The 20,739-nt window shown below is 63.3% G+C and carries 18 protein-coding genes and 1 tRNA gene; 8 read left to right on the top strand and 11 right to left on the bottom strand.

The annotated features are described in order from the left end of the window. Positions 1 to 89 precede the first annotated feature (89 nt). The 4 genes from QIY50_19200 to QIY50_19185 form a co-directional block, all read right to left on the bottom strand. Positions 90 to 341: a DUF1653 domain-containing protein gene (locus tag QIY50_19200; protein WGV19472.1), complete on the bottom strand. Its 252-nt coding sequence runs from the start codon at positions 339 to 341 to the stop codon at positions 90 to 92. 77 nt (positions 342 to 418) lie between these two features. Further along, the gene (gene fadA / locus QIY50_19195) at positions 419 to 1,594 is read right to left on the bottom strand and encodes an acetyl-CoA C-acyltransferase FadA (protein ID WGV19471.1); all 1,176 of its coding nucleotides are present in this window, start codon (positions 1,592 to 1,594) and stop codon (positions 419 to 421) included. A 31-nt stretch (positions 1,595 to 1,625) separates the two neighbouring features. Continuing rightward, the gene (fadB, locus tag QIY50_19190; GenBank protein ID WGV19470.1) at positions 1,626 to 3,773 is read right to left on the bottom strand and encodes a fatty acid oxidation complex subunit alpha FadB; all 2,148 of its coding nucleotides are present in this window, start codon (positions 3,771 to 3,773) and stop codon (positions 1,626 to 1,628) included. Between the two features lie 544 nt (positions 3,774 to 4,317). Continuing rightward, positions 4,318 to 4,755 (bottom strand): hypothetical protein, encoded by a 438-nt coding sequence (locus tag QIY50_19185; protein ID WGV19469.1) that lies wholly within the window; start codon positions 4,753 to 4,755, stop codon positions 4,318 to 4,320. A 110-nt stretch (positions 4,756 to 4,865) separates the two neighbouring features. Between QIY50_19185 and QIY50_19180 the strand changes: the two genes are divergently transcribed. Next, a complete protein-coding gene (locus QIY50_19180) occupies positions 4,866 to 5,306 on the top strand; it encodes a universal stress protein (GenBank protein WGV19468.1) in 441 nt (146 codons plus the stop codon). A 125-nt stretch (positions 5,307 to 5,431) separates the two neighbouring features. Here the strand turns inward: QIY50_19180 and QIY50_19175 are convergent, their stop codons facing one another. Beyond that, positions 5,432 to 7,360, bottom strand: coding sequence for an ATP-binding cassette domain-containing protein (locus tag QIY50_19175; protein ID WGV19467.1), 1,929 nt, complete (start codon positions 7,358 to 7,360; stop codon positions 5,432 to 5,434). A gap of 221 nt (positions 7,361 to 7,581) precedes the next feature. On the opposite strand from QIY50_19175, the gene QIY50_19170 reads away from it, so the two are divergent. Then, positions 7,582 to 9,507: a transglycosylase SLT domain-containing protein gene (locus QIY50_19170; protein WGV19466.1), complete on the top strand. Its 1,926-nt coding sequence runs from the start codon at positions 7,582 to 7,584 to the stop codon at positions 9,505 to 9,507. Between the two features lie 115 nt (positions 9,508 to 9,622). On the opposite strand, the gene QIY50_19165 is transcribed toward QIY50_19170, so the two are convergent. Continuing rightward, positions 9,623 to 10,426 carry an MOSC domain-containing protein gene (locus tag QIY50_19165; protein ID WGV19465.1) on the bottom strand — a complete coding sequence of 268 codons (804 nt, stop codon included), beginning with the start codon at positions 10,424 to 10,426 and terminating at the stop codon, positions 9,623 to 9,625. Between the two features lie 56 nt (positions 10,427 to 10,482). Beyond that, positions 10,483 to 11,421 carry a chemotaxis protein CheV gene (locus QIY50_19160; GenBank protein WGV19464.1) on the bottom strand — a complete coding sequence of 313 codons (939 nt, stop codon included), beginning with the start codon at positions 11,419 to 11,421 and terminating at the stop codon, positions 10,483 to 10,485. A 351-nt stretch (positions 11,422 to 11,772) separates the two neighbouring features. Here QIY50_19160 and QIY50_19155 point away from each other — a divergent pair, with 351 nt between their 5' ends. From QIY50_19155 to QIY50_19145, 3 genes are all read left to right on the top strand, one after another. Next, positions 11,773 to 12,282 carry a histidine kinase gene (locus QIY50_19155; protein ID WGV19463.1) on the top strand — a complete coding sequence of 170 codons (510 nt, stop codon included), beginning with the start codon at positions 11,773 to 11,775 and terminating at the stop codon, positions 12,280 to 12,282. Positions 12,283 to 12,628: 346 nt separating this feature from the next. Continuing rightward, positions 12,629 to 13,525, top strand: coding sequence for a sensor histidine kinase (locus QIY50_19150; protein ID WGV19462.1), 897 nt, complete (start codon positions 12,629 to 12,631; stop codon positions 13,523 to 13,525). Then, entirely contained in the window at positions 13,515 to 14,174 is a 660-nt protein-coding gene (locus QIY50_19145) for a response regulator transcription factor (GenBank protein ID WGV19461.1), read from the top strand. Before QIY50_19150 ends, QIY50_19145 begins: the two co-directional genes overlap by 11 nt. Here the strand turns inward: QIY50_19145 and yegS are convergent. Continuing rightward, positions 14,158 to 15,045: a lipid kinase YegS gene (gene yegS / locus QIY50_19140; protein ID WGV19460.1), complete on the bottom strand. Its 888-nt coding sequence runs from the start codon at positions 15,043 to 15,045 to the stop codon at positions 14,158 to 14,160. The two genes, QIY50_19145 and yegS, sit on opposite strands and share 17 nt — an antisense overlap. 389 nt (positions 15,046 to 15,434) lie before the next feature. Here yegS and QIY50_19135 point away from each other — a divergent pair, with 389 nt between their 5' ends. Then, complete coding sequence (locus QIY50_19135) at positions 15,435 to 16,661, top strand: glycosyltransferase family 4 protein (GenBank protein WGV19459.1); 1,227 nt, start codon at positions 15,435 to 15,437, stop codon at positions 16,659 to 16,661. 9 nt (positions 16,662 to 16,670) lie between these two features. Here QIY50_19135 and QIY50_19130 read toward each other — a convergent pair whose 3' ends face one another. Beyond that, positions 16,671 to 17,858: a molybdopterin molybdotransferase MoeA gene (locus QIY50_19130; protein ID WGV23092.1), complete on the bottom strand. Its 1,188-nt coding sequence runs from the start codon at positions 17,856 to 17,858 to the stop codon at positions 16,671 to 16,673. A gap of 22 nt (positions 17,859 to 17,880) precedes the next feature. Then, the gene (gene moaB, locus QIY50_19125; GenBank protein WGV19458.1) at positions 17,881 to 18,420 is read right to left on the bottom strand and encodes a molybdenum cofactor biosynthesis protein B; all 540 of its coding nucleotides are present in this window, start codon (positions 18,418 to 18,420) and stop codon (positions 17,881 to 17,883) included. A 188-nt stretch (positions 18,421 to 18,608) separates the two neighbouring features. On the opposite strand from moaB, the gene QIY50_19120 reads away from it, so the two are divergent. Both QIY50_19120 and QIY50_19115 read left to right on the top strand, forming a co-directional pair. Further along, on the top strand, positions 18,609 to 18,830 hold the full coding sequence (locus QIY50_19120) for a YgdI/YgdR family lipoprotein (GenBank protein ID WGV19457.1): 222 nt from the start codon (positions 18,609 to 18,611) through the stop codon (positions 18,828 to 18,830). 80 nt (positions 18,831 to 18,910) lie between these two features. Next, a tRNA-Pro gene (locus QIY50_19115) sits at positions 18,911 to 18,987 on the top strand. A 58-nt stretch (positions 18,988 to 19,045) separates the two neighbouring features. On the opposite strand, the gene mqo is transcribed toward QIY50_19115, so the two are convergent. Further along, positions 19,046 to 20,620 (bottom strand): malate dehydrogenase (quinone), encoded by a 1,575-nt coding sequence (gene mqo, locus QIY50_19110; GenBank protein WGV19456.1) that lies wholly within the window; start codon positions 20,618 to 20,620, stop codon positions 19,046 to 19,048. Between the last annotated feature and the right edge of the window lie 119 nt (positions 20,621 to 20,739).

Genomic DNA, 20,739 nt, shown 5'->3' with positions numbered 1-20,739 from the left:
TTCCTGAATCTGAAGATAAAAAACGCGTCAGGTGCCAGACGCGGCACCGCTATATATAGTGGCAAAAGTGTGAGGTCAAGTTCGGACGTTCACTCGTGCGACTTGCCCAGCAGCCCGGGCAGCCCCTCTTCGGCCTTGACCAAAGCAAAGCGTGGCACCTGCTCGCCGTCAACCTCGACGGACTCCTGGAACATCGAAAGTGGTCGTACCCAGAAGCTGTAATCACCATACAGGCATTGGTAGAACACCATCCACTCTTCGCTCTCGGAATGCCGCGCAACACTGAAGACACGGTACTCAGGCCCTTTGTAATGCCGGTACACGCCTGGTTGTATCTGCATGTTGCCCACCCTCTTGAATAAAACCTGAAAAAAACAAAACCGGGGCACAAGGCCCCGGTCGCTGTCCCGCTACGCGATCAGACGCGTTCGAAGACAGTGGTGATACCTTGGCCGAGGCCGACGCACATGGTCGCCACCCCCAGGGTGCCGCCATTCTGCTTCATGACGTTGAGCAGGGTGCCGGAAATCCGTGCCCCAGAGCAACCGAACGGGTGGCCCAAGGCAATGGCCCCGCCGTGCAGGTTAACCTTCTCATCCATCTTGTCGAGCACTTTCAGGTCCTTCAGCACTGGCAGGGCCTGTGCGGCAAAGGCTTCGTTGAGCTCGATGAAGTCGATGTCGGCCATGGTCAGGCCGGCACGCTTGAGGGCCTTCTGGGTCGACGGCACCGGGCCGTAGCCCATGATCGCCGGGTCGACACCGGCCACCGCCATGGAACGGATGACCGCCAACGGCTGGATACCCAGGTCCATGGCACGCTGGCCGGACATGACGATCATGCACGATGCACCGTCGGTGATCTGCGACGAGGTACCGGCAGTGACGGTACCGCCTTTCGGGTTGAACGCCGGCTTCAGCGATGCCAGGCCCTCGAGAGTGGTTTCCGGGCGAATGGTTTCGTCGAAATCGAACACCTTCAGGAAGCCGTTCTCGTCATAGCCCTGCATCGGGATGATTTCGTCCTTGAACTTGCCTTCGACCGTGGCCTTGTGGGCCAGCTGGTGCGAACGCAGGCCGAACAGGTCCTGCTGCTCACGGGTAATGCCGTGCATCTTGCCAAGCATTTCCGCGGTCAGGCCCATCATCCCGGAAGCCTTGGCGGCATGCAAGGACAGGTGCGGGTTGGGGTCGACGCCATGCATCATGCTGACGTGGCCCATGTGCTCCACGCCACCGACCACGAACACATCACCGTTGCCGGTCATGATCGCCTGGGCGGCGGTGTGCAGGGCACTCATCGACGAGCCGCACAGGCGGCTGACAGTCTGCGCCGCGGAGGTATGCGGGATCTGGGTCATCAGCGAGGCCATGCGGGCGATGTTCCAGCCCTGTTCGAGAGTCTGGTTGACGCAGCCCCAGATCACGTCCTCGACTTCTTTCGGGTCGACCTTGTCGTTACGTTCCAGCAGCTTGCTGATCAGGTGCGCCGACATGTCTTCGGCGCGGGTATTGCGGTGCATGCCACCCTTGGAGCGGCCCATCGGCGTGCGACCGAAGTCGACAATCACCACGTCTCTTGGATTCAGGCTCATATCAAATCTCTCGCTCTAGCTCGTTGACCGCTCAGTTGAAGAAGCGCTGGCCGTTCTTGGCCATTTCACGCAGCTTGGCGGTCGGGTGGTACAGCGGCCCCAGGTCAGCGTACTGATCGGCCAAGGCAACGAATTCGGCCACACCGATCGAGTCGATGTAGCGCAGCGCACCACCGCGGAAGGGAGGGAAGCCAATGCCGTAGACCAGACCCATGTCGGCTTCGGCAGCGGTTTCGACGATGCCGTCTTCCAGGCAGCGCACAGTCTCCAGGCACAGCGGGATCATCATCCAGTTGATGATGTCCTCGTCGCTGACTTCACGCTGCTCGAAGACGATCGGCTTGAGCACGTCGAGCACGCTGGCGTCGGCGACCTTCTTCGGTTTGCCGCGCTTGTCGGTTTCGTAGGCGTAGAAGCCCTTGCCGTTCTTCTGGCCCAGGCGGTTGGCCTCGTACAGTGCGTCAACGGCCGAGCGGCGCTCGTCCTTCATGCGATCCGGGAAGCCTTCGGCCATCACGTCGCGGCCATGGTGGCCGGTGTCGATGCCGACCACGTCCATCAGGTACGCTGGGCCCATCGGCCAGCCGAACTTTTCCATGACCTTGTCGATACGCACGAAATCGACACCGGCGCTGACCAGCTTGGCGAAGCCGCCGAAGTACGGGAACAGCACGCGGTTGACCAGGAAGCCCGGGCAATCGTTGACCACGATCGGGTTCTTGCCCATTTTCTTGGCGTAGGCCACGGTGGTAGCGACCGCCACCTCACTGGACTTTTCGCCACGGATCACTTCCACCAGCGGCATCATGTGCACCGGGTTGAAGAAGTGCATGCCAACGAAGTTTTCCGGGCGTTTGAGCGCCTTGGCCAGCAGGTTGATGGAAATGGTCGAGGTGTTGGAAGCGAGGATCGCATCGTCCTTCACCTGGCTTTCCACTTCGGCCAGCACGGCCTGCTTGACTTTCGGGTTCTCGACCACGGCCTCGACGACGATGTCGACATTGGCGAAATCGCCATAGGACAGGGTCGGGCGAATGGCGTTGAGTGCCTCGGCCATCTTGGCCGGGGTCAGGCGGCCCTTCTCGACGCGGTTGCCGAGCAGCTTGGAGGCCTCGTTCAGGCCCAGCTGGATGGCTTCCTCGCGGATGTCCTTCATCAGGATCGGGGTGCCCTTGACCGCCGACTGGTAGGCGATGCCGCCACCCATGATGCCGGCGCCGAGCACGGCAGCCTGCTTCACGTCGTGGGCGATTTCATCATGCGCCTTGGCCTTGCGCTTGAGCTCCTGGTCGTTGAGGAACAGGCCGATCAGGCTCTGGGCAACCGAGGTTCTGGCCAGCTTGGCGAAGCCTGCGGCTTCAACTTCCAGAGCCTTGTCACGGCCGAAGTTGGCGGCCTTCTGGATGGTCTTGATGGCTTCGACCGGGGCCGGGTAGTTCGGGCCGGCCTGGCCGGCGACGAAGCCCTTGGCAGTTTCGAAGGCCATCATCTGCTCGATGGCGTTGAGCTTGAGCTTTTCCAGCTTGGGCTGGCGCTTGGCCTTGTAGTCCAGCTCACCACTGATGGCGCGCTTGACCAGGTCAAGGGCACCGGCCATCAGCAGTTCAGGTGCAACCACGGCGTCGACGGCACCCACTTTCAGGGCGTCTTCGGCGCGGTTCTCCTTGCCGGCGGCGATCCATTCGATGGCGTTGTCCGAACCGATCAGGCGCGGCAGGCGCACGGTACCGCCGAAGCCCGGGTAGATACCCAGCTTGACTTCCGGCAGGCCGATCTTGGCGCTGGTGGACATGACCCGGTAGTCGGCGGCCAGGCACATTTCCAGGCCGCCGCCCAGGGCGATGCCGTTGATGGCGGCGACGGTCGGCACTTCGAGGTCTTCGAAGGCGTTGAAGATGCGGTTGGCTTCCAGGTTGCCGGCGACCAGTTCGGCCTCGGGCAGCTTGAAGTTGTCGACGAACTCGGTGATGTCGGCGCCGACGATGAACACGTCCTTGCCACTGCTGACGATCACGCCCTTGACCGAGGCGTCGGCCTGGATGGCATCGACAGCCTGGCGCAGCTCGTTCAGGGTCAGGCGGTTGAACTTGTTGACGGACTCACCCTTGAGGTCGAACTTGAGCTCGACGATGCCACTTTCAAGAGCCTTAACCGTGATGGCTTTACCTTCGTAAATCATCAACTGATCTCCACGATATGGAAGCTGAACTGTACACGCCGATCGCTGCAGCAAAAGCAGGTTCAACTGCCCTGCCCCAGGCACACCCGTCAGCGCGCTAGTCGGAAGTATGGCTTGGCGTCATGACATACAAACGCTCAATTCATACGCCCGTTTGATTTGGGTGTGCACACATTCTCCGAAAAGATCGGCATTGTCAAATGCTCGCAAGCACGGTGAAAAATCGACTTTCCGGTCATTTTGTAGCGTCCAGGTACTAAACATGATGACGGTGATCGCTGGCCATTCATGTAGGCGATTGACCATGAGCCGCAGGAGACTGCTGCAGCTTCTGCCTTGCGCGGTGATCTCGAACGGCTACACTGGCACTTGCTTGAATGCATACCCGGCCTGCCTGGCCTTTTCTGCGCAGCAGAACGCAAAGCGGCGACCTGGCACCCCACCCCTTCAGGGGATCGGCCAGGCCGCCGCTTTGTCGTTAATGCCCTGGAAGACGCCGCAGCCCTGTGGGAACGGTGTCAGCCCTTAGCCACGTGATGGATGGTCAGGCCAGGGTTTCGAGGACATAGGCAACATCCTGCAACACAGCCGTATCGCCCCGCTCGGTCCAGTACAGCGCGATCATCCGGGCATCTGCCTCGACCTTGTAGACACTCGCCGGCAAGCGCGCCAGGGCCTCCATGAAGCGTGGGTCCTCGCACGGTTCACGCCACTGGTTCCACCACACACCAGGGGTGATCTGCCAGAAGCTGAAGCAGTCCTCATGCCCGCGGCGCCGTGCCCGGTGGTATTGCGGGCACGGGCTTGGTGGCTCCTTTTCCAGCCAGTGCGGCCACTGTTGCGGCGCCAGCTGCATGGCCAGACCCATGCGCCGCGCCTCCAGGCGCAGCTTCATCTGCTCACTCTGCTTGCGCGAGGTGCGCAGCCAGGAAAGCGGGCTGAGAATCAGCGCAAGGATTGACACCACCAGCAATACCGTCATATCAGTAGTTCCCATAAAACGTTGCAAATGAGCTGGTTAGCCATTTTTCACGGAAGACCCGCCCGAAAGCGACCATACTTCTTCTATCGCGATTGTCAGGAGTTCCGCTCATGCAATACGAACATTTGTTGGTCGCCGTCGACCTGACCGAAGAATGCGACCCGGTGATCAAACGCGCCATGGCGCTAGCCGCGCCGTCGAATGCCAAGGTTTCGCTGGTACACATCGTCGAGCCGATGGCCATGGCGTTCGGCGGTGACGTGCCGATGGACCTGTCGCAGCTGCAACAGCAGCAGTTCGACCAGGCCAAGGAGCGCATGGAGCGCCTGTTCAACAAGTACCCGGATATTCATCGCGGTGACTCGCACCTGACCTACGGCCAGCCGCGCCAGGAAATCCACCAGCTGGCCAAGGACCAGAAGTGTGACCTGATCGTGGTCGGCAGCCATGGCCGTCACGGCCTGGCGTTGCTGCTGGGCTCCACGGCCAATGACGTGCTGCATGGCGCCCCGTGCGATGTACTGGCGGTGCGGTTGCAGAAGAAGGAATGATTCAACCTGTGCCGGCCTCTTCGCGGGCTTGCCCGCTCCCACAGGTTCTCCACATGCCTTCAAAGCTGTGGTGATCCTGTGGGAGCGGGCAAGCCCGCGAAGAGGCCGGGTCAGGCTAACGCCGATCAGCCTTCCAGCTCGGCCCAGCGCTCTACCAGCACATCCAGCTCACCCTGCAGCTTCTCGATTTTCGCCAGCACTGCCGAAGTTTCCGCAATCGGCCGCTGATAGAAGCCCGCCGCATTCACTTCTTCCTGGGCCTCGGCCATGCGCTGCTCCAGCTCGTCGATCTGCCCCGGCAGCATTTCCAGTTCACGTTGCAGCTTGTAGCTGAGCTTTTTCTTCGAAACCTCTTCCGCCGCCGGAGCAGCCACTGGCGCCGGCTTGGCCTCGACCTTCTCCACCACCGCGCTGTTGAGCGCAGACTTGCCGCCCTTGCTCTCGGTCACTCCCAGCAGCTTCGGTGAGCCCCCCTGGCGGATCCAGTCCTCGTAACCACCGACGTACTCGCGCACCTTGCCTTCGCCTTCGAACACCAGGGTGCTGGTCACCACGTTGTCGAGGAAGGCCCGGTCGTGGCTGACCATCAACACGGTGCCCTTGTAGTTGGACAGTACCTCCTCGAGCAGCTCGAGGGTTTCCACATCCAGGTCGTTGGTCGGTTCGTCAAGCACCAGCAGGTTGGCCGGCTTGCTGAACAGTTTTGCCAGCAACAGCCGCGCCCGCTCGCCACCCGACAGCGCCTTGACCGGCGTGCGGGCACGTTGGGGGCTGAACAGGAAGTCACCCAGGTAGCTCAGCACATGGCGGTTCTGGCCGTCGATCTCGATGAAATCGCGGCCTTCGGCCAGGTTGTCGATCACGGTCTTTTCCAGGTCGAGCTGGTGGCGCATCTGGTCGAAATAGGCCACTTCCAGCTTGGTGCCGCGCTCCACCTTGCCGGCGGTCGGTTCCAGGTCGCCGAGCATCAGCTTGAGCAGGGTCGTCTTGCCGGTACCGTTGGCGCCCAGCAGGCCGATGCGGTCCTCACGCTGCAGGACCATGGAGAAGTCCTTGACCAGCACCGGCCCTTCGGGGTGATGGAAGCTGACATTCTCCAGCACCATGACCTGCTTGCCGGACTTTTCCGCAGCCTCGATCTGGATGTTGGCCTTGCCCTGGCGCTCGCGGCGTTCGCTACGCTCCACGCGCAGGGCCTTCAGCGCGCGTACGCGGCCTTCGTTGCGGGTACGGCGGGCCTTGATGCCCTGGCGGATCCACACTTCTTCCTGGGCCAGGCGCTTGTCGAACAGCGCGTTGGCGGTTTCCTCGGCAGCCAGCGCGGCCTCCTTGTGCACCAGGAAGCTGGCATAGTCGCCATTCCAGTCGATCAGGCCGCCGCGGTCCAGCTCGAGGATGCGGGTGGCCAGGTTCTGCAGGAAGGAACGGTCGTGGGTGATGAACAGCACCGCGCCGTTGAAGCCACGCAGCGCCTCTTCAAGCCAGGCGATGGCACCGATGTCCAGGTGGTTGGTCGGCTCGTCGAGCAGCAGCAGATCGGGCTCCGACACCAGCGCCTGGGCCAGCAGCACGCGGCGGCGCCAGCCACCGGACAGCTCGGCCAGGGTCTTGTCGGCCGGCAGCTGCAGGCGGCTGAGGGTGCTTTCCACCACCTGCTGCAGCCGCCAGCCGTCACGGGCTTCCAGCTCGTGCTGGACGTGCATGAGTTTTTCCAGGTCTTCATCACCCTGGATGTTCAGGCTCAGGTGATGGAACTGCGCCAGCAACTCGCCCACGCCATCCAGGCCTGCGGCCACCACGTCGAACACCGTGCGTTCATCGGCCACCGGTAGCTCCTGCGGCAGCTCGCCGATCTTCAGGCCAGGGGCACGCCAGATTTCGCCGTCGTCGCCCTTCTGCTCGCCCTTGACCAGGCGCAGCATGCTCGACTTGCCGGTGCCGTTGCGGCCGATGATGCACACCCGCTCGCCACGAGCGATCTGCCAGGACACCTTGTCCAGCAGCGGCATGGCGCCGAATGCGAGGGACACATCGCTGAATTTGAGCAGGGTCATGTTGGTCTCCATAAATCGGGCGCGCATTCTACCTGACTTGGCCCACGACGGCATCCGCCTGGCCACCCGGCGAGGGCATTACGACATCTGGTCGAACTTAATATCCCGATACAAGCACAGTGCTTTCACCCGCCGCCGGCAAACGGCTAAGCTAAGGCAATAGCTTCCAACAGTGCTGGCTCCGCCGTCACTTCCCCATGGTTCAACTGCCCGGACGTATCATGCGCAGCCGCCTGTTACATATTGCATCCTGCCTGCTGCTCACCGCCGCCACCTGCGCGGCGCAGGCCACCGACCTTACCCTGCAACGCCAGTACTATGACGAGGCCAAGCGCGCACTGGCCAAAGGCGACAAAGGCCCGTACCTGCGCTATGCCCAGGCCCTCAGCGACTACCCGCTGACCCCCTATCTGGCCTACGACGAGCTCACTGCCCGGCTGAAAACCGCCAGCAACCAGGAAATCGAAGGCTTCCTCGCCAAGCATGGCGACCTGCCCCAGGCCAACTGGATGAAACTGCGCTGGTTGCGCTGGCTGGCCGAACGCGGCGAATGGGACACTTTCGTCAAGTACTACGACCCCAAGCTCAACTTCACCGAACTGGATTGCCTCAACGGCCAGTACCAGCTCAGCCACGGCCTGCGCGCCGAGGGCTACGCCACCGCCGACAAACTGTGGAATGTCGGCAAGTCGCAGCCGGCCACCTGCGACACCCTGTTCGCCATGTGGGCGGCCGAAGGCCAGCTGACCGAGGCCAAACGCTGGCAACGCACCAAGCTGGCGGCCCAGGCGCGCAACTACAGCCTGGCCAACAACCTGGTCAAGACCCTGACCACCCTCGCCCCGCAGGGGCGCCTGCTGGTCGATGTGGCGCAGAAGCCCGAGCTACTCAACCAGCCATCGCGTTTCAGCCCGGTCAACGAAGCCATGTCCGACGTAGTCAGCCTCGGCCTGCGCCGCCTGGCCCGGCAGGACCCGGAGCGGGCCATGGCGCTGCTCGACGACTACGCCCAGCGCATGCACTTTTCCCGTGACGAGAAGGTGGCCATCGCCCGCGAAATCGGCCTGACCCTGGCGCGCCGCTACGACCCGCGCGCGCTCGACCTGATGACCCGCTATGACCCGGAACTGCGCGACAACACCGTCAGCGAATGGCGCCTGCGCCTGCTGCTGCGCCTGGGCCGCTGGGAGGACGCCTACCAGCTGACCCGCCGCCTGCCCCAGGACCTGGCCAGCAGCAGCCGCTGGAAGTACTGGCAGGCGCGCAGCCTGGAACTGGCGCAGCCGAACAACCCGCAAATCCCGCTGCTGTACAAGACCGTGGCGCGTGAGCGCGACTTCTACGGTTTCCTCGCTGCCGACCGGGCACAGACCCCATACCAGCTGAACAACAAGCCGCTGGTGCTCAGCCCGCAACTGGTCAACAAGGTACGCAACACCCCGGGCATCCGCCGCGCGCTGGAGTTCCACGCGCGCGGCCAGATCGTCGAAGGCCGCCGCGAGTGGTACCACGTCAGTCGCCACTTCAGCCGCGATGAAATGGTCGCCCAGGCGCGCCTGGGCTACGACCTGCGCTGGTACTTCCCGGCCATTCGCACCATCAGCCAGGCGCAGTACTGGGACGACCTGGACATTCGCTTCCCGATGGCCCACCGCGACACCCTGGTACGCGAGGCCAAGGTCCGCGGCCTGCATTCGAGCTGGGTATTCGCCATTACCCGCCAGGAAAGCGCCTTCATGGAAGATGCCCGCTCGCCGGTGGGTGCCAGCGGCCTGATGCAGCTGATGCCGGCCACGGCCAAGGAAACCGCGCGCAAGTTCAGTATTCCGCTGGCGTCCCCGGCGCAGGTGCTCAACCCGGACAAGAACATACAGCTGGGCGCGGCCTACCTGAGCCAGGTGCACAGCCAGTTCAACGGCAACCGGGTGCTGGCTTCGGCGGCCTACAACGCCGGGCCGGGGCGGGTGCGCCAGTGGCTGAAAGGCGCCAAGCACCTGAGCTTCGATGTGTGGGTGGAGTCGATCCCGTTCGACGAAACGCGCCAGTACGTGCAGAACGTGCTGTCGTATTCGGTGATCTATGGGCAGAAGCTGAACTCGCCGCAGCCGCTGGTGGACTGGCATGAGCGGTACTTCGATGACATGTGATCGTCGCTGAGCCTGTGCCGGCCTCTTCGCGGGCTTGCCCGCTCCCACAGGTATTGCACCGGTTCTGAATGCGGTGCAGTACCTGTGGGAGCGGGCAAGCCCGCGAAAGGGCCACCTATTCCAGAATCTCGACCGGCATCCCCACCTCCAACCACCCGCTGCCATCCACCGCCAGGTTCTGCCCGAAAAGCACATCCCCCTCTCTTTCGCGGAAGGTCCTCAGTGTGGCCATCGGCTCACGGTCCTCGCTGCGCTCGCCGGTAGCCGGGTCGATGGTCGTAAAGATGCAGCGCACACTGGGCTTGAGCACGCGAAACTCCAGGCTGCCGATACGAATCCGCTTCCAGCCATCTTCGGCAAACGGTTCCGCGCCCTGCACCACCAGGTTGGGCCGAAAACGCAGCATCTCCATGGGCCGACCAACACGCCGGTTGAGCTCGTCCAGCGAACCCTGGCCGATCAGCAGCAAGGGGAAACCGTCGGGGAACGCCGCACGGTCACTGTTCAGGCCATAGCCATTGGGCAGATAACGCGCGCGCTGCTCCGGGCAATGCACCAGCCGCACGGCCTTGCCCAGCAACTCGCTCAGCCAGGCCGCCGCCGCATCCCCCGCATCCGGCACACGCAGGGTATCGCGCCAGATGGTCACGCCACGCAGGGCGTCATCGGCAGGTGGCACAGGAACCTGCAAGGGTGCCTGCCCTGGCGCTTCCAGCAGCAACTGGCCGCTATCATCAGCGCTTGCCTTGATCTGGCCTAGCTGAGGCCAGGCGCGCTGGGTCAGGAAGCGTCCGTTGTCTTCCTCCACCACCATCCAGCGCCGGTCGCCCTGCAACCCCAGCAACCCCACCGCTGAAGCCTGCAGGCGTTGCCCCTGCCCCGACTTCACCGGGTACCGATACAGCTCACTGAGAAACATCCCTGCCGCCTCGCGTCATGCCAAAACGCCAAGCTTATACCCGACAGGAGCCGGGATCACGCAGTGGCGGCGTCCAGCAACAGGCGTTGCTTGACCACATCGACCAGGCGATCGGGCTGGAACTTGGACAGGAAGTTGTCGCAGCCCACCTTCTTTACCATCGACTCGTTGAAACTGCCCGACAGCGAAGTGTGCAGCACCACGTAAAGCTGGCGCAAACGGGCATCGTCACGGATCTCGGTAGTCAACCGGTAGCCGTCCATTTCCGGCATCTCGGCGTCGGTGAATACCATCAGCAATTTCTCGCATACGTTCTCACCTGCGTCGGCCCAGCCCTTGAGCATGCGCAACGCCTTCAAGCCATCACTGGCCACGTGCAGCTTCACGCCCAGCTGGGACAGCGTATCGCGCAATTGCGCCAGGGCCACGCTGGAATCGTCCACCAGCAGCACTTCGCGACCGCGGGCCCGGGCCAGCACCGGGTCAGCGAGCTTGTCGCCGGAAACCCGGGCGTTGTACGGCACGATTTCGGCCAACACCTTCTCCACGTCGATCACCTCCACCAGCTTGTCATCGACCTTGGTGATGGCGGTCAGGTAATGCTGGCGACCGGCGCTGGACGGCGGCGGCATGATCGCCTCCCAGTTCATGTTGACGATGCGATCGACACCGCCCACCAGGAACGCCTGCACCGAGCGGTTGTATTCGGTGACGATGATGGTGCTGTCCGGTCCCGGCTGCAGCGGTCGCATGCCGATCGCCTGGGACAGGTCGATCACCGGCAGGGTCTGGCCGCGCAGGTTGACCACCCCGCAGACAAAAGCGTGGCGCTGGGGCATCAGGGTCAGCTTGGGCAGCTGCAGCACTTCCTGCACCTTGAACACGTTCCAGATCGCGAACAGCTGGCGGCCGGCCAGGCGGAACATCAGGATTTCCAGGCGGTTCTCGCCCACCAGTTGCGTGCGTTGGTCTACCGTGTCGAGAATGCCAGCCATTGGAAAACCCCCAGCCTTGAGTCGAAAAAAGTGAAATCATCCACCCTGTATCGGCGGATTCACGCACACCTTGACCCTTGCGGGAAAATGCCGTGAAGGCAATTGATATCACTTTAACATCATGATCTACTGCGATCAGCGCCGCAGGAGCCAGATGGCCGGCAAAAGTTCCCCACCTGAGCCCTTTATCAGGGAAACCCTTAGCCACAATCGGGTGCAACCTGATGTTCGCGATATCCTTTAGCCATTAATGTGACGCCATTCTCATTGCATGAATGGAGTCAGGCTTTTGCTAGCTATCGTTTTGGCGTGCCCGCCCCCTGCGCCTGCCCCACGCGCGGGAGCTGCATGATGGACAGCGCCTTATCGTTCGATGACGCCCTGCAGGGTTTCCTGCTGGATGCCCAGGTGTTGCTGACCCAGGCCCAGGAATGCCTGCAGCATCTGGAGCTGATCGACAACGACCCGGATGCCTGCCGCTGCCTGGACAATGCCCTCGACAGCCTCGCCCGGCAGGCTACGCACCTGGGCCTGCGCGAAGTTGCCCATTACACCACTGCCCTGCAACAGCTGCTGGCACCGGCCTGCCACAGCGGTTGCCTGCAGCGCGAAGCCCTGCCCGCAGTAGGGGCCTGCCTGACTCTGCTGGCCTGGCAGCTGGAACTGGTCGATCCGTGTACCGGGCGGCTCAACCTGGACATCGGCGAGCAGCTGGTGCTACTGGGTGAACTGGCCAAAGTCGTGCAGCAACCCCTTGCGCAAGCCTGCACGCACTGCGACGAGCAAGGCAGCGTGTGCATCCACCCGCATGACGAGACGGCAGACAGCACGCCCCCTGGCCGTTCATCCCCCAGGTATTGACCCGGCGCACAGTGTATCCGGCCGCGTTCGTTCAAGACCGCCATGGGCGCCTCTGGAATTTCTCGAATTTTTTCCAACTTGCCGGGCGGCAAATGCGTGTTGCACGATCAGACAGGATGGCACTTGGCTACCCGCAAGCGCCCGCCCCACTGGCGTTTCAAAGCGTTACCCAGCCGCGACCGATGCAGTGCAAGGTGGTAATATGCACCGCTCAAACGCTTGCAACCTGCAGCACGGTCGCAAGTTTTGGTGATCGGAAAACAATCAATCGAAAGTACTGCTCCAAAGCCTCTGACAAGGATTGTGCAAGGCCTCCACCAGCAATACTTCAGTGGCTTCCCTACCTATGTTCCCACGCTTGAAGACTCCTTTGCGTTGCTGCTCCCGCGCTGCCCTGCTGCGCTGGGCGACGGTCGGGCTGTGCGTGGCCTCGCTGGGCGCCAACCTGCTGCTGTACCTGGCCGACCAGGCGATCCCGGCCAGCCTGCTGGTGCTGCAGCTGGCTGCCACGCTGAGTGCCGCCGTGCACTTGGGCCTGGGCGCCAGGTCGATCAGCTTGCGCCCCGCTGAACTGGCCGAGCGCATGCTCAAGGTCCAGGAAAACGAGCGCCAGCATCTGAGCCGGGAACTGCACGACGATATCGGCCAGTTGCTCACCGCCGCCAAGCTGCAGCTGCAGTGGCTGCAACGGCGCATGCCCGATGAGCTGCAAGGCCACTGCGACGCCTTGCGCAGCACGCTGGATGACACCCTGGGCAACGTGCGCGATGTCTCCGCCCTGCTCAACCCGCGGCAGTTGGCCAGCCTTGGCCTTGAAGCCAGCCTGCGCGCGCACCTGATGCGCACGCTGGGCAACAGCGGCGTGCACTGGAGCCTGGCCTGCAATCAGCGCCTGGGCGGCATCGACGAGGCGGTGGCCATGGCGGTGTTCCGCATTACCCAGGAAGCCGTGACCAACATGCTGCGCCACGCCCAGGCACACAACCTGGTCGTCCGTCTGCAGCGCACCCCCGAGGGGTTGGCGTTGTCGATTCACGACGATGGTCGTGGCTTCGTGCCCGCCAGGCAACCGGCCGAAGCAGGCCAGCGCGGCTTGGCCGGGATGCAGGAGCGGGTAACCGCTTTGCAGGGCAGCCTGGACATTACCAGCCAGCTCGGCCTGGGCACGCGCATCGAGGCGGTGTTTCCATGGCCTCCGCGCACCCAGCAACGCGCCAGGAGTACTGCCACCCATGACCTGTAGACTGCTGCTGGTAGACGACCACTCGCTGATCCGCGCAGGGGTGCGCGCACTGGTCTGCGACATCCCTGGTTATGAGGTAATCGGTGAGGCCGACGACGGCAGCCAGTTGCTCGAACAGGTGCGCAAGCTGGCACCGGACATCGTCTTGCTGGATATTTCCATGCGCTCGACCAGCGGCCTGGATGCCCTCACCCAGCTGCGCGCCAGCGGCAGTGCCTGCAAAGTGCTGATCCTGTCGATGCATACCGACCCGGACCTGATCATGCGCGCCCTGGAAAGCGGCGCCCACGGCTACCTGCTCAAGGACACCAGCGCCACCGAACTGGAGCAGGCCCTGGCCGCGGTACGCAACGGCGAGCGTTACCTCAGCCCAGCCATCGCCCACACGGTCATCAACCAGGCGCTGCAGCGCGCCAGGCAGGGCAAGCAGCCCGCTGGCGAGCGGCATAACCTCACGGCGCGACAACTGGAAATCCTGCGCCTGATCGTGCGCGGCAAGTCCACCCGGGAGATCGCCACCGGCCTGGGCCTGTCGATCAAGACCGTGGAAACCCACCGCTCGCAGATCATGAAACGCCTGCAGATCCATGACGTGGCCGGCCTGGTGCTGTTCGCGGTGCGCGAAAAAATCATCAGTCTGGACGACTGAGCAGCGGCGAGCCGTCCGGCAGGTGCAGGCGCAGTGCAGCGGGCCTGGCCTGGAAGCGCAACTTGTCGGCCTGCACAGGCTCGCCATCGAGGTTGATGTCCAGCCCTTGCGAGCACTTGATCTCGACCCAGGGCAACCTGGCCCTGACGAACAGCCCGTTACCGGCCAACAGTTCACGCAGCGTCCCCACCATTTCCTGTGGTGCCGGCAGGATGGCAATGTCGAGCAAGCCGTCGTCCACCAGGGCCTCGGGGCACAACTCTTGCCCACCGCCGGCCTGGCGGCCATTGCCGATCCCCAACGCCAGCAGGTCACCCTGCCAGTGGAAACCCGGCCCTTGCAGCTCCACCGAGGCCGCCTGCAGTTCGCTGAAGCGCGACAACCCGGTGAACAGGTAGGCGGCCGCGCCCAGCACTTTCTTCAGGTCTTCGGAGGTGTTGGCCGTGACCTGGCTGCCAAAACCGCCCGTGGCCATGTTCAGGAACAACTGGTCGCCGGCCTGGCCCAGGTCTGTTGGCCGTGCGGGCAGGTTCAGCAAGGACAGTGCCGTGGCAGGCTCCAGGGGTATGCCGGCAGCCTTGGCAAAATCATTGGCCGTGCCCAGCGGCAACAACGCCAGGCTGGCCTGTGTACCCGCCAGGCCCATGGCTTCGGCAACATCGCGCAGCGTTCCGTCCCCGCCCCCTGCAACAATATGGCCGTAACCGGCAGCCAGCGCCTCGTTGACCAGCCGCGGGGCGTCACCGGCCTCCCAGGTGACCCGCACATCCAGCACCCAGCCGCTGTCGCGCAGGCCGTGCACGGCGCTGCGCACGTCTTCGTTCATGGCCTGCTTGCCGTGCAGGATCAGCATTGCCTTGCGCTCTTGCATGTGCGCGCCTCCTTGTAGTGATCAACCCAGATCTCGACCCTTTGCAATTGCGGATCGTTGCATGCGCCCGAGAAAATAGCAGGCCAACGCGATCGATTGTAGGAGCGGCCTTGTGTCGCGACAGGGCCGCAGAGCGGCCCCGGCGATGTGCGCGGCGAAGCTGAAAACGTGGGGCCGCTTCGCGCCCCTATCGCGACACAAGGCCGCTCCTAGAATTGATCGCGCTTAACCGACAAGCGTTGGCCTGTCTTTTTCCCACGCCTGGCAATGCACGGCTATGCTCAGCAGATACACTTTCTTGCCATGGACGCGCCCCCGGTAGTGGTTTCACCACTGCTGGCCACGGGCGCGTCTTGCTATCCGCAGCCTTTTAGCGAGGATTCCGGGTCATGCGCATTCTCTGGACACTGCCGTACCTGCCCTGGCCGACCACCAGTGGCAGCAAGACCCGGCAATACCACCTGATACGCGCACTGGCACAGCGGGGCCACCGCATTACCCTGCTGGTGCAATCGAAGATCCCCCTCGGCGATGCTGCACGCGAGGCCCTGGAACCTTTGCTCGAACGCCTCATCGTGCTACCCCGCCGGCCCCTGCACAGCCCGCTGAACCTGCTGGCCTCGCCGATCATCGACTACCCCATGCGGGCCATCATCAATGGCCTGGCCCCTTGCCTGCGGCACCGCTTCGAGCAATTGCTGGACGAGCCCTGGGACGTGATCCAGATCGAGCACAGCTACAGCTTCCAGCCCTTCGAAAAGGCCCTGCAGGCACGCGGGCTGCCCTACATGCTCAGCGAACACACCTTGGAGTCGGTGATGGGTGGCGCCAGCCATGATCGCCTGCCGCTGTGGCTGCGCCCGCTCAACGCCTTCGACCGCTGGCGCTATCGACGCTGGGAACAGCGGGTATTGCGCCAGCCCAGCGAACTGGTGGCGGTCAGCGCCCACGATGCCGAGCTGATCGCACAGATCAGCGGGCGCCCGGTTAACGTGGTGGTCAATGGTGTGGACTGTGACTTCTACCAGCACGTGCAACCCGCCCTGCATAGCCAGCGCCTGCTGTTCGTTGGCAATTTCGAGTATGGCGCCAACCTGGAGGCCATCGAATGGGCGCTGGAGGACATCATGCCCCAGGTGTGGCAGAGCAACCCGGCAGTACGCCTGGCGATTGCCGGGCATGCCATGCCGGCCAGCTGGAAACTGCACTGGAGCGACCCCCGTATCGAATGGTTCGGCTACCGCCCCGACCTGCGTGAACTGCAGCGGTGTTCGGCACTGTTCTTCGCACCGCTGCGCTATGCCGGTGGCTCCAAGGTGAAAATCCTCGAAGCGATGGCCGCCGGATTGCCGGTGATCACCACCGGCAAAGGCGTTTCTGGCCTGGCCGCGAACAATGGTGAACACTACCTGGGCAGTGAGGATGGCGACCAGTTGGCGCTGCTGATCACCCAGTTGCTCAACCAGCCCTGGCGCATGAGCCAGTTGAGCGATGCCGGGCGCCAGCTCGCCCGCCAGTACCACGACTGGAGCGTGGCTGCCCAGCAACTGGAAAACGTCCACAGGCGCCTGGCCCAGGCGGCTCCGGCCGAAGCTGCGCCGCTGGCCAGTGCCTGAATGGGCCGCTCAGCCAAGTAGCTCACTGAAGGGAATGAACGGCACGCTGTCACCCTGTTTCGGCGTACTGCCTTCGCGTACTTCCACCAGCCCATCGGCCCAGGCCGCGCTGCGCAGCACGCCAGAACTCTGATTCTTGTAGATGCGCACCTGACCCTGTTCGATGCGGGCGCGCAGGTACTCGCGGCGCGTGCCGGGCTTGGGCCAGTCAAAGCCGGCCGGCATGTCGAACCGCAGGGGCGTGACATCGGCCACGCCCTGACGCCGCAACAGGTAGGGCCGGGTCAGCAGGGCGAAGGTGACCAGGGTCGAGGCCGGGTTGCCCGGCAGGCCGATGACCGGCACACCCTGGAAGTGGCCGAACGTCAGCGGCTTGCCTGGCTTGATCGCCAGCTTCCACAAGGCCAGTTCACCGGCTTCGCGCAGGGCAGCGCCGAGATAGTCGGCTTCGCCCACCGAGACACCGCCGGTGGACAAAATCAGGTCGACGTCGCCCAGTTCGGCCAGGCATGTACGGGTGCGTTCCAGGTCATCCGGCAAAATGCCCGCATCGACGACCTCGCAACCCAGGCGCTGCAACCAGCTGACCAGCAGCCGGCGGTTGCTGTTGTAGATCTGCCCCGGCCCCAGCGGCAGGCCAGGCTCGACCAGTTCGTCACCGGTGGACAGCACCGCCACCCGTACCTTGCGCACGACATCCAGGCGGCCGTGGCCCAAGGTCGCCGCCAGGCCCAGCTCGATCGGCCCCAGCCGGGTGCCGGCGCTCATCACCTGTTCGCCCTTGCGGGTTTCCTGGCCTTGGGGGCGAATGTTCTGCCCGGTTTTCAACGGCTCGAGAAAGCGTACCCGGCCGTCTTCTGCCACTTCGGTGTTTTCCTGCATCTCGATGCAGTCGGCACCTTCGGGCAGCGGTGCCCCGGTGAAGATGCGTGCGCAAGTGCCCGCTTGCAGCGGCTGCGGCGCATGGCCGGCGAAAATCCGCTGGCTGACCGGCAGTGGTTCGCCCCGCCAGTCAGCCAGGCGCAGGGCGTAACCGTCCATGGCGCTGTTCGGCCAAGGCGGCAGGTCGAGCGAGGCCACCAGGTCAACGGCCAGCACACGGCCCTCGGCTTCTGCCAGTGGCAGGTTCTCCGTGCCGCCGATCGGGGCCGCTTCGGCCAATGCCAGCAGTTGTTCCAGGGCCTGCTCCACCGGCATCAGCGGCCGGGCCTGGCTGACCTCAGCCACGGCTGTCACAGGCCGCTGCCTGTTTCAAATGCGCGACGAAGTTGCAAGGGCGATGGCGGGCATCCAGCTGTTCGGCGAGGATACCGTCCCAACCGGTGCGCACCGCGTTGGTCGAGCCCGGCAGGCAGCACACCAAGGTACCGTTGGCCAGCCCGGCCAGGGCCCGCGATTGCACAGTGGAGGTGCCAATGTCGGCCACGGAAATCTGCCGAAACAGCTCACCAAAACCTTCTACCTGCTTGTCCAGCAGGCAGGCCACGGCCTCGGGCGTGCTGTCGCGGCCGGTGAAGCCGGTGCCGCCGGTGATCAGCACCACCTGAACGCTGTCATCGGCAATCCAGGTGGCGACCTGGGCGCGAATCTTGTACAGGTCGTCCTTCAGCAGCACGCGTTCGGCCAAGCGATGGCCGGCGGCGCTCAGCCGGTCGACGAACAGCTGGCCGGAGGTGTCGGTGTCGAAGGTGCGGGTGTCGCTGACCGTGAGCACGGCAATATTCAACGGCACGAAGGGGGTATCTGCCTTGGCTTTCATGAGGGTCCGTCACAACAGGATGGGATGGCCGCAGTTATAACACAGCACACGCCCGTCAAAGCGCGACACCCTAGGCCCTTGCCCTTGATCAATGCCCCGGCTTTGCCGCTATGCTGCACTGTAGACGGAACTTGCCTGGACGCCCTGCGTCTTAATGTCATCTAGCACCATCGCACTGGAGAAACACGATGATTCAACGGACCCTACCCGCCTTCCTGCTCGCCTTGGGCCTGGGCGCCCTCGCTGGCTGCGCATCGCCAACCGTCATTACTCTGAACGACGGCCGCGAAATCCAGGCCACCGACACACCGAAGTTCGATGAAGACTCGGGCTTCTACGAATTCGAGCAACTGGATGGCAAGCGCACGCGCCTGAACAAGGACCAGATCCGCACCGTCAAGGAGCTGTGATTGCAGCCTGTTTTTTGCAAAGGCCCTTTCAACAACAAGGGCTTGCGTGCAAAAAAAGGATGCAGTAGGATTTCTTCCATCGGAGTGTAGCGCAGCCAGGTAGCGCGTCTCGTTCGGGACGAGAAGGCCGCAGGTTCGAATCCTGTCTCTCCGACCAGGTCCTCAACAAAAAGCCCGCCATTGTGCGGGCTTTTTGTTGTGCATTGAAAAGTGTGTCAGTGCGACACCTCAGCCTCCACCGGCACATACAGCAACTGCAGGCGCTCGCTGCTCCAGGCCCGGGTCTGGTTGGTCAGCGCCAGGTTGTTGTTCAGCTTCTGCCCATAGCTCGGCACGATTTGCTTGAGCCTGGCCTGCCAGGCGGGCGACTGGATACGGTCCTTGAAGGTCTTTTCGAGCACGGTCAGCATGATCGGCGCCGCAGTCGAAGCGCCCGGCGAAGCCCCCAGCAACGCGGCGATGCTGCCGTCCTGGGCCGCCACCACTTCGGTACCGAACTGCAGCACACCGCCCAGTACCGGATCCCTCTTGATCACCTGCACCCGCTGGCCGGCCTGCAGCAGCTTCCAGTCTTCGTTCTTGGCGTTGGGGAAGTACTCGCGCAGCGCGTTCATGCGGTCATCGAAACTGAGCATCAACTGCCCCATCAGGTAAGTACTGAGGTCGATATTGTCGATACCGGCATTGACCATCGGCAGCACGTTGTGGCTGTTCAGCGAGGCGAACATGTCCAGCAGCGAGCCATGTTTGAGGTACTTGGTGGAGAAGGTGGCGAACGGGCCGAACAGCAGCACCTGCTGGCCATCGATCATTCGTGTATCCAGGTGCGGTACCGACATCGGCGGCGCGCCGACCGAGGCCTTGCCGTACAGCTTGGCCTGGTGGCGGGCGACCAGGTCGGGGTTGTCGGTCATCAGGAACTGGCCACCGACCGGGAAGCCGGCATAGCCTTCGGCTTCGGGAATGCCCGACTTCTGCAGCAGCTTCAGCGCACCACCACCGGCACCAATGAACACGAAGCGGGCGTTGATGGCCTTTTCCTTGCCACCGTTGGCCAGGTCGGCCACTCGCACCTGCCAGGTGCCGTCGTCGTTGCGCACGATGTCGCGCACTTCATGGCGCAGGTTCAGCGACACGTTGGGGTTGCGGGTCATTGCGGCGAACAGCTGGCGAGTGATTTCGCCAAAGTTCACGTCGGTGCCGATGGCCATGCGCGTGGCAGCGACCTTCTGCCCCGGGTCACGCCCTTCCATCACCAGCGGTGCCCACTTACGAATCTGCTCATGGTCTTCGGAGATTTCCATGCCGCGGAACAGCGAGCTGTGCTGCAGAGCATCGACGCGCTTGTGCAGGAAGGCAACGTTGTCGTCACCCCAGACAAAGCTCATGTGCGGCACGTTGTTGATGAACGACTTCGGGTTGCTCAGCACACCCTGCTCGACCTGGTAGGCCCAGAACTGCTTGGACACCTCGAACTGCTCGTTGACCCCCACAGCCTTGCTGATGTCGATGCTGCCGTCCTTGCCGACGCTGGTGTAGTTGAGCTCGCAGAACGCCGAGTGACCGGTACCGGCGTTGTTCCAGGCATTGGAGCTTTCTTCGGCGACCTGGCCCAGGCGTTCGTAGACGTCGACCTTCCAGGAGGGCTCAAGCTCGGTGAGGTAGGTGCCCAGGCTGGCACTCATGATGCCACCACCGATCAGCAGCACGTCGACGGTCTTTTCCGGTTCCGCGGGTTTGGAGCAGCCGATGACGCCCAGGCAGAGGAACGTCAGCAGGAATTTCTTCATTGATGTTATCCAGTTGTTGTGTACACGCGCGCCGCCTTGAGCAGGGAACGTGCCAACTGGGTCTGGAGCAGTGAATACAGGGGGTGAGCGACGGGGAGCATGGCGACAATCCGCCAGAG

The organism is Pseudomonas putida, assembly GCA_029953615.1.
Classification (GTDB): domain Bacteria; phylum Pseudomonadota; class Gammaproteobacteria; order Pseudomonadales; family Pseudomonadaceae; genus Aquipseudomonas.
This window is presented reverse-complemented; position numbering and strand designations above follow the sequence as displayed.

What these genes read in the sequence shown, in the direction of transcription:
- QIY50_19200 (WGV19472.1), bottom strand. Translation starts at nt 341, where the DNA reads ATGCAGATACAACCAGGCGTGTACCGGCATTACAAAGGGCCTGAGTAC.
- fadA (WGV19471.1), bottom strand. Translation starts at nt 1,594, where the DNA reads ATGAGCCTGAATCCAAGAGACGTGGTGATTGTCGACTTCGGTCGCACG.
- fadB (WGV19470.1), bottom strand. Translation starts at nt 3,773, where the DNA reads ATGATTTACGAAGGTAAAGCCATCACGGTTAAGGCTCTTGAAAGTGGC.
- QIY50_19185 (WGV19469.1), bottom strand. Translation starts at nt 4,755, where the DNA reads ATGACGGTATTGCTGGTGGTGTCAATCCTTGCGCTGATTCTCAGCCCG.
- QIY50_19180 (WGV19468.1), top strand. Translation starts at nt 4,866, where the DNA reads ATGCAATACGAACATTTGTTGGTCGCCGTCGACCTGACCGAAGAATGC.
- QIY50_19175 (WGV19467.1), bottom strand. Translation starts at nt 7,360, where the DNA reads ATGACCCTGCTCAAATTCAGCGATGTGTCCCTCGCATTCGGCGCCATG.
- QIY50_19170 (WGV19466.1), top strand. Translation starts at nt 7,582, where the DNA reads ATGCGCAGCCGCCTGTTACATATTGCATCCTGCCTGCTGCTCACCGCC.
- QIY50_19165 (WGV19465.1), bottom strand. Translation starts at nt 10,426, where the DNA reads ATGTTTCTCAGTGAGCTGTATCGGTACCCGGTGAAGTCGGGGCAGGGG.
- QIY50_19160 (WGV19464.1), bottom strand. Translation starts at nt 11,421, where the DNA reads ATGGCTGGCATTCTCGACACGGTAGACCAACGCACGCAACTGGTGGGC.
- QIY50_19155 (WGV19463.1), top strand. Translation starts at nt 11,773, where the DNA reads ATGGACAGCGCCTTATCGTTCGATGACGCCCTGCAGGGTTTCCTGCTG.
- QIY50_19150 (WGV19462.1), top strand. Translation starts at nt 12,629, where the DNA reads ATGTTCCCACGCTTGAAGACTCCTTTGCGTTGCTGCTCCCGCGCTGCC.
- QIY50_19145 (WGV19461.1), top strand. Translation starts at nt 13,515, where the DNA reads ATGACCTGTAGACTGCTGCTGGTAGACGACCACTCGCTGATCCGCGCA.
- yegS (WGV19460.1), bottom strand. Translation starts at nt 15,045, where the DNA reads ATGCAAGAGCGCAAGGCAATGCTGATCCTGCACGGCAAGCAGGCCATG.
- QIY50_19135 (WGV19459.1), top strand. Translation starts at nt 15,435, where the DNA reads ATGCGCATTCTCTGGACACTGCCGTACCTGCCCTGGCCGACCACCAGT.
- QIY50_19130 (WGV23092.1), bottom strand. Translation starts at nt 17,858, where the DNA reads ATGCCGGTGGAGCAGGCCCTGGAACAACTGCTGGCATTGGCCGAAGCG.
- moaB (WGV19458.1), bottom strand. Translation starts at nt 18,420, where the DNA reads ATGAAAGCCAAGGCAGATACCCCCTTCGTGCCGTTGAATATTGCCGTG.
- QIY50_19120 (WGV19457.1), top strand. Translation starts at nt 18,609, where the DNA reads ATGATTCAACGGACCCTACCCGCCTTCCTGCTCGCCTTGGGCCTGGGC.
- mqo (WGV19456.1), bottom strand. Translation starts at nt 20,620, where the DNA reads ATGAAGAAATTCCTGCTGACGTTCCTCTGCCTGGGCGTCATCGGCTGC.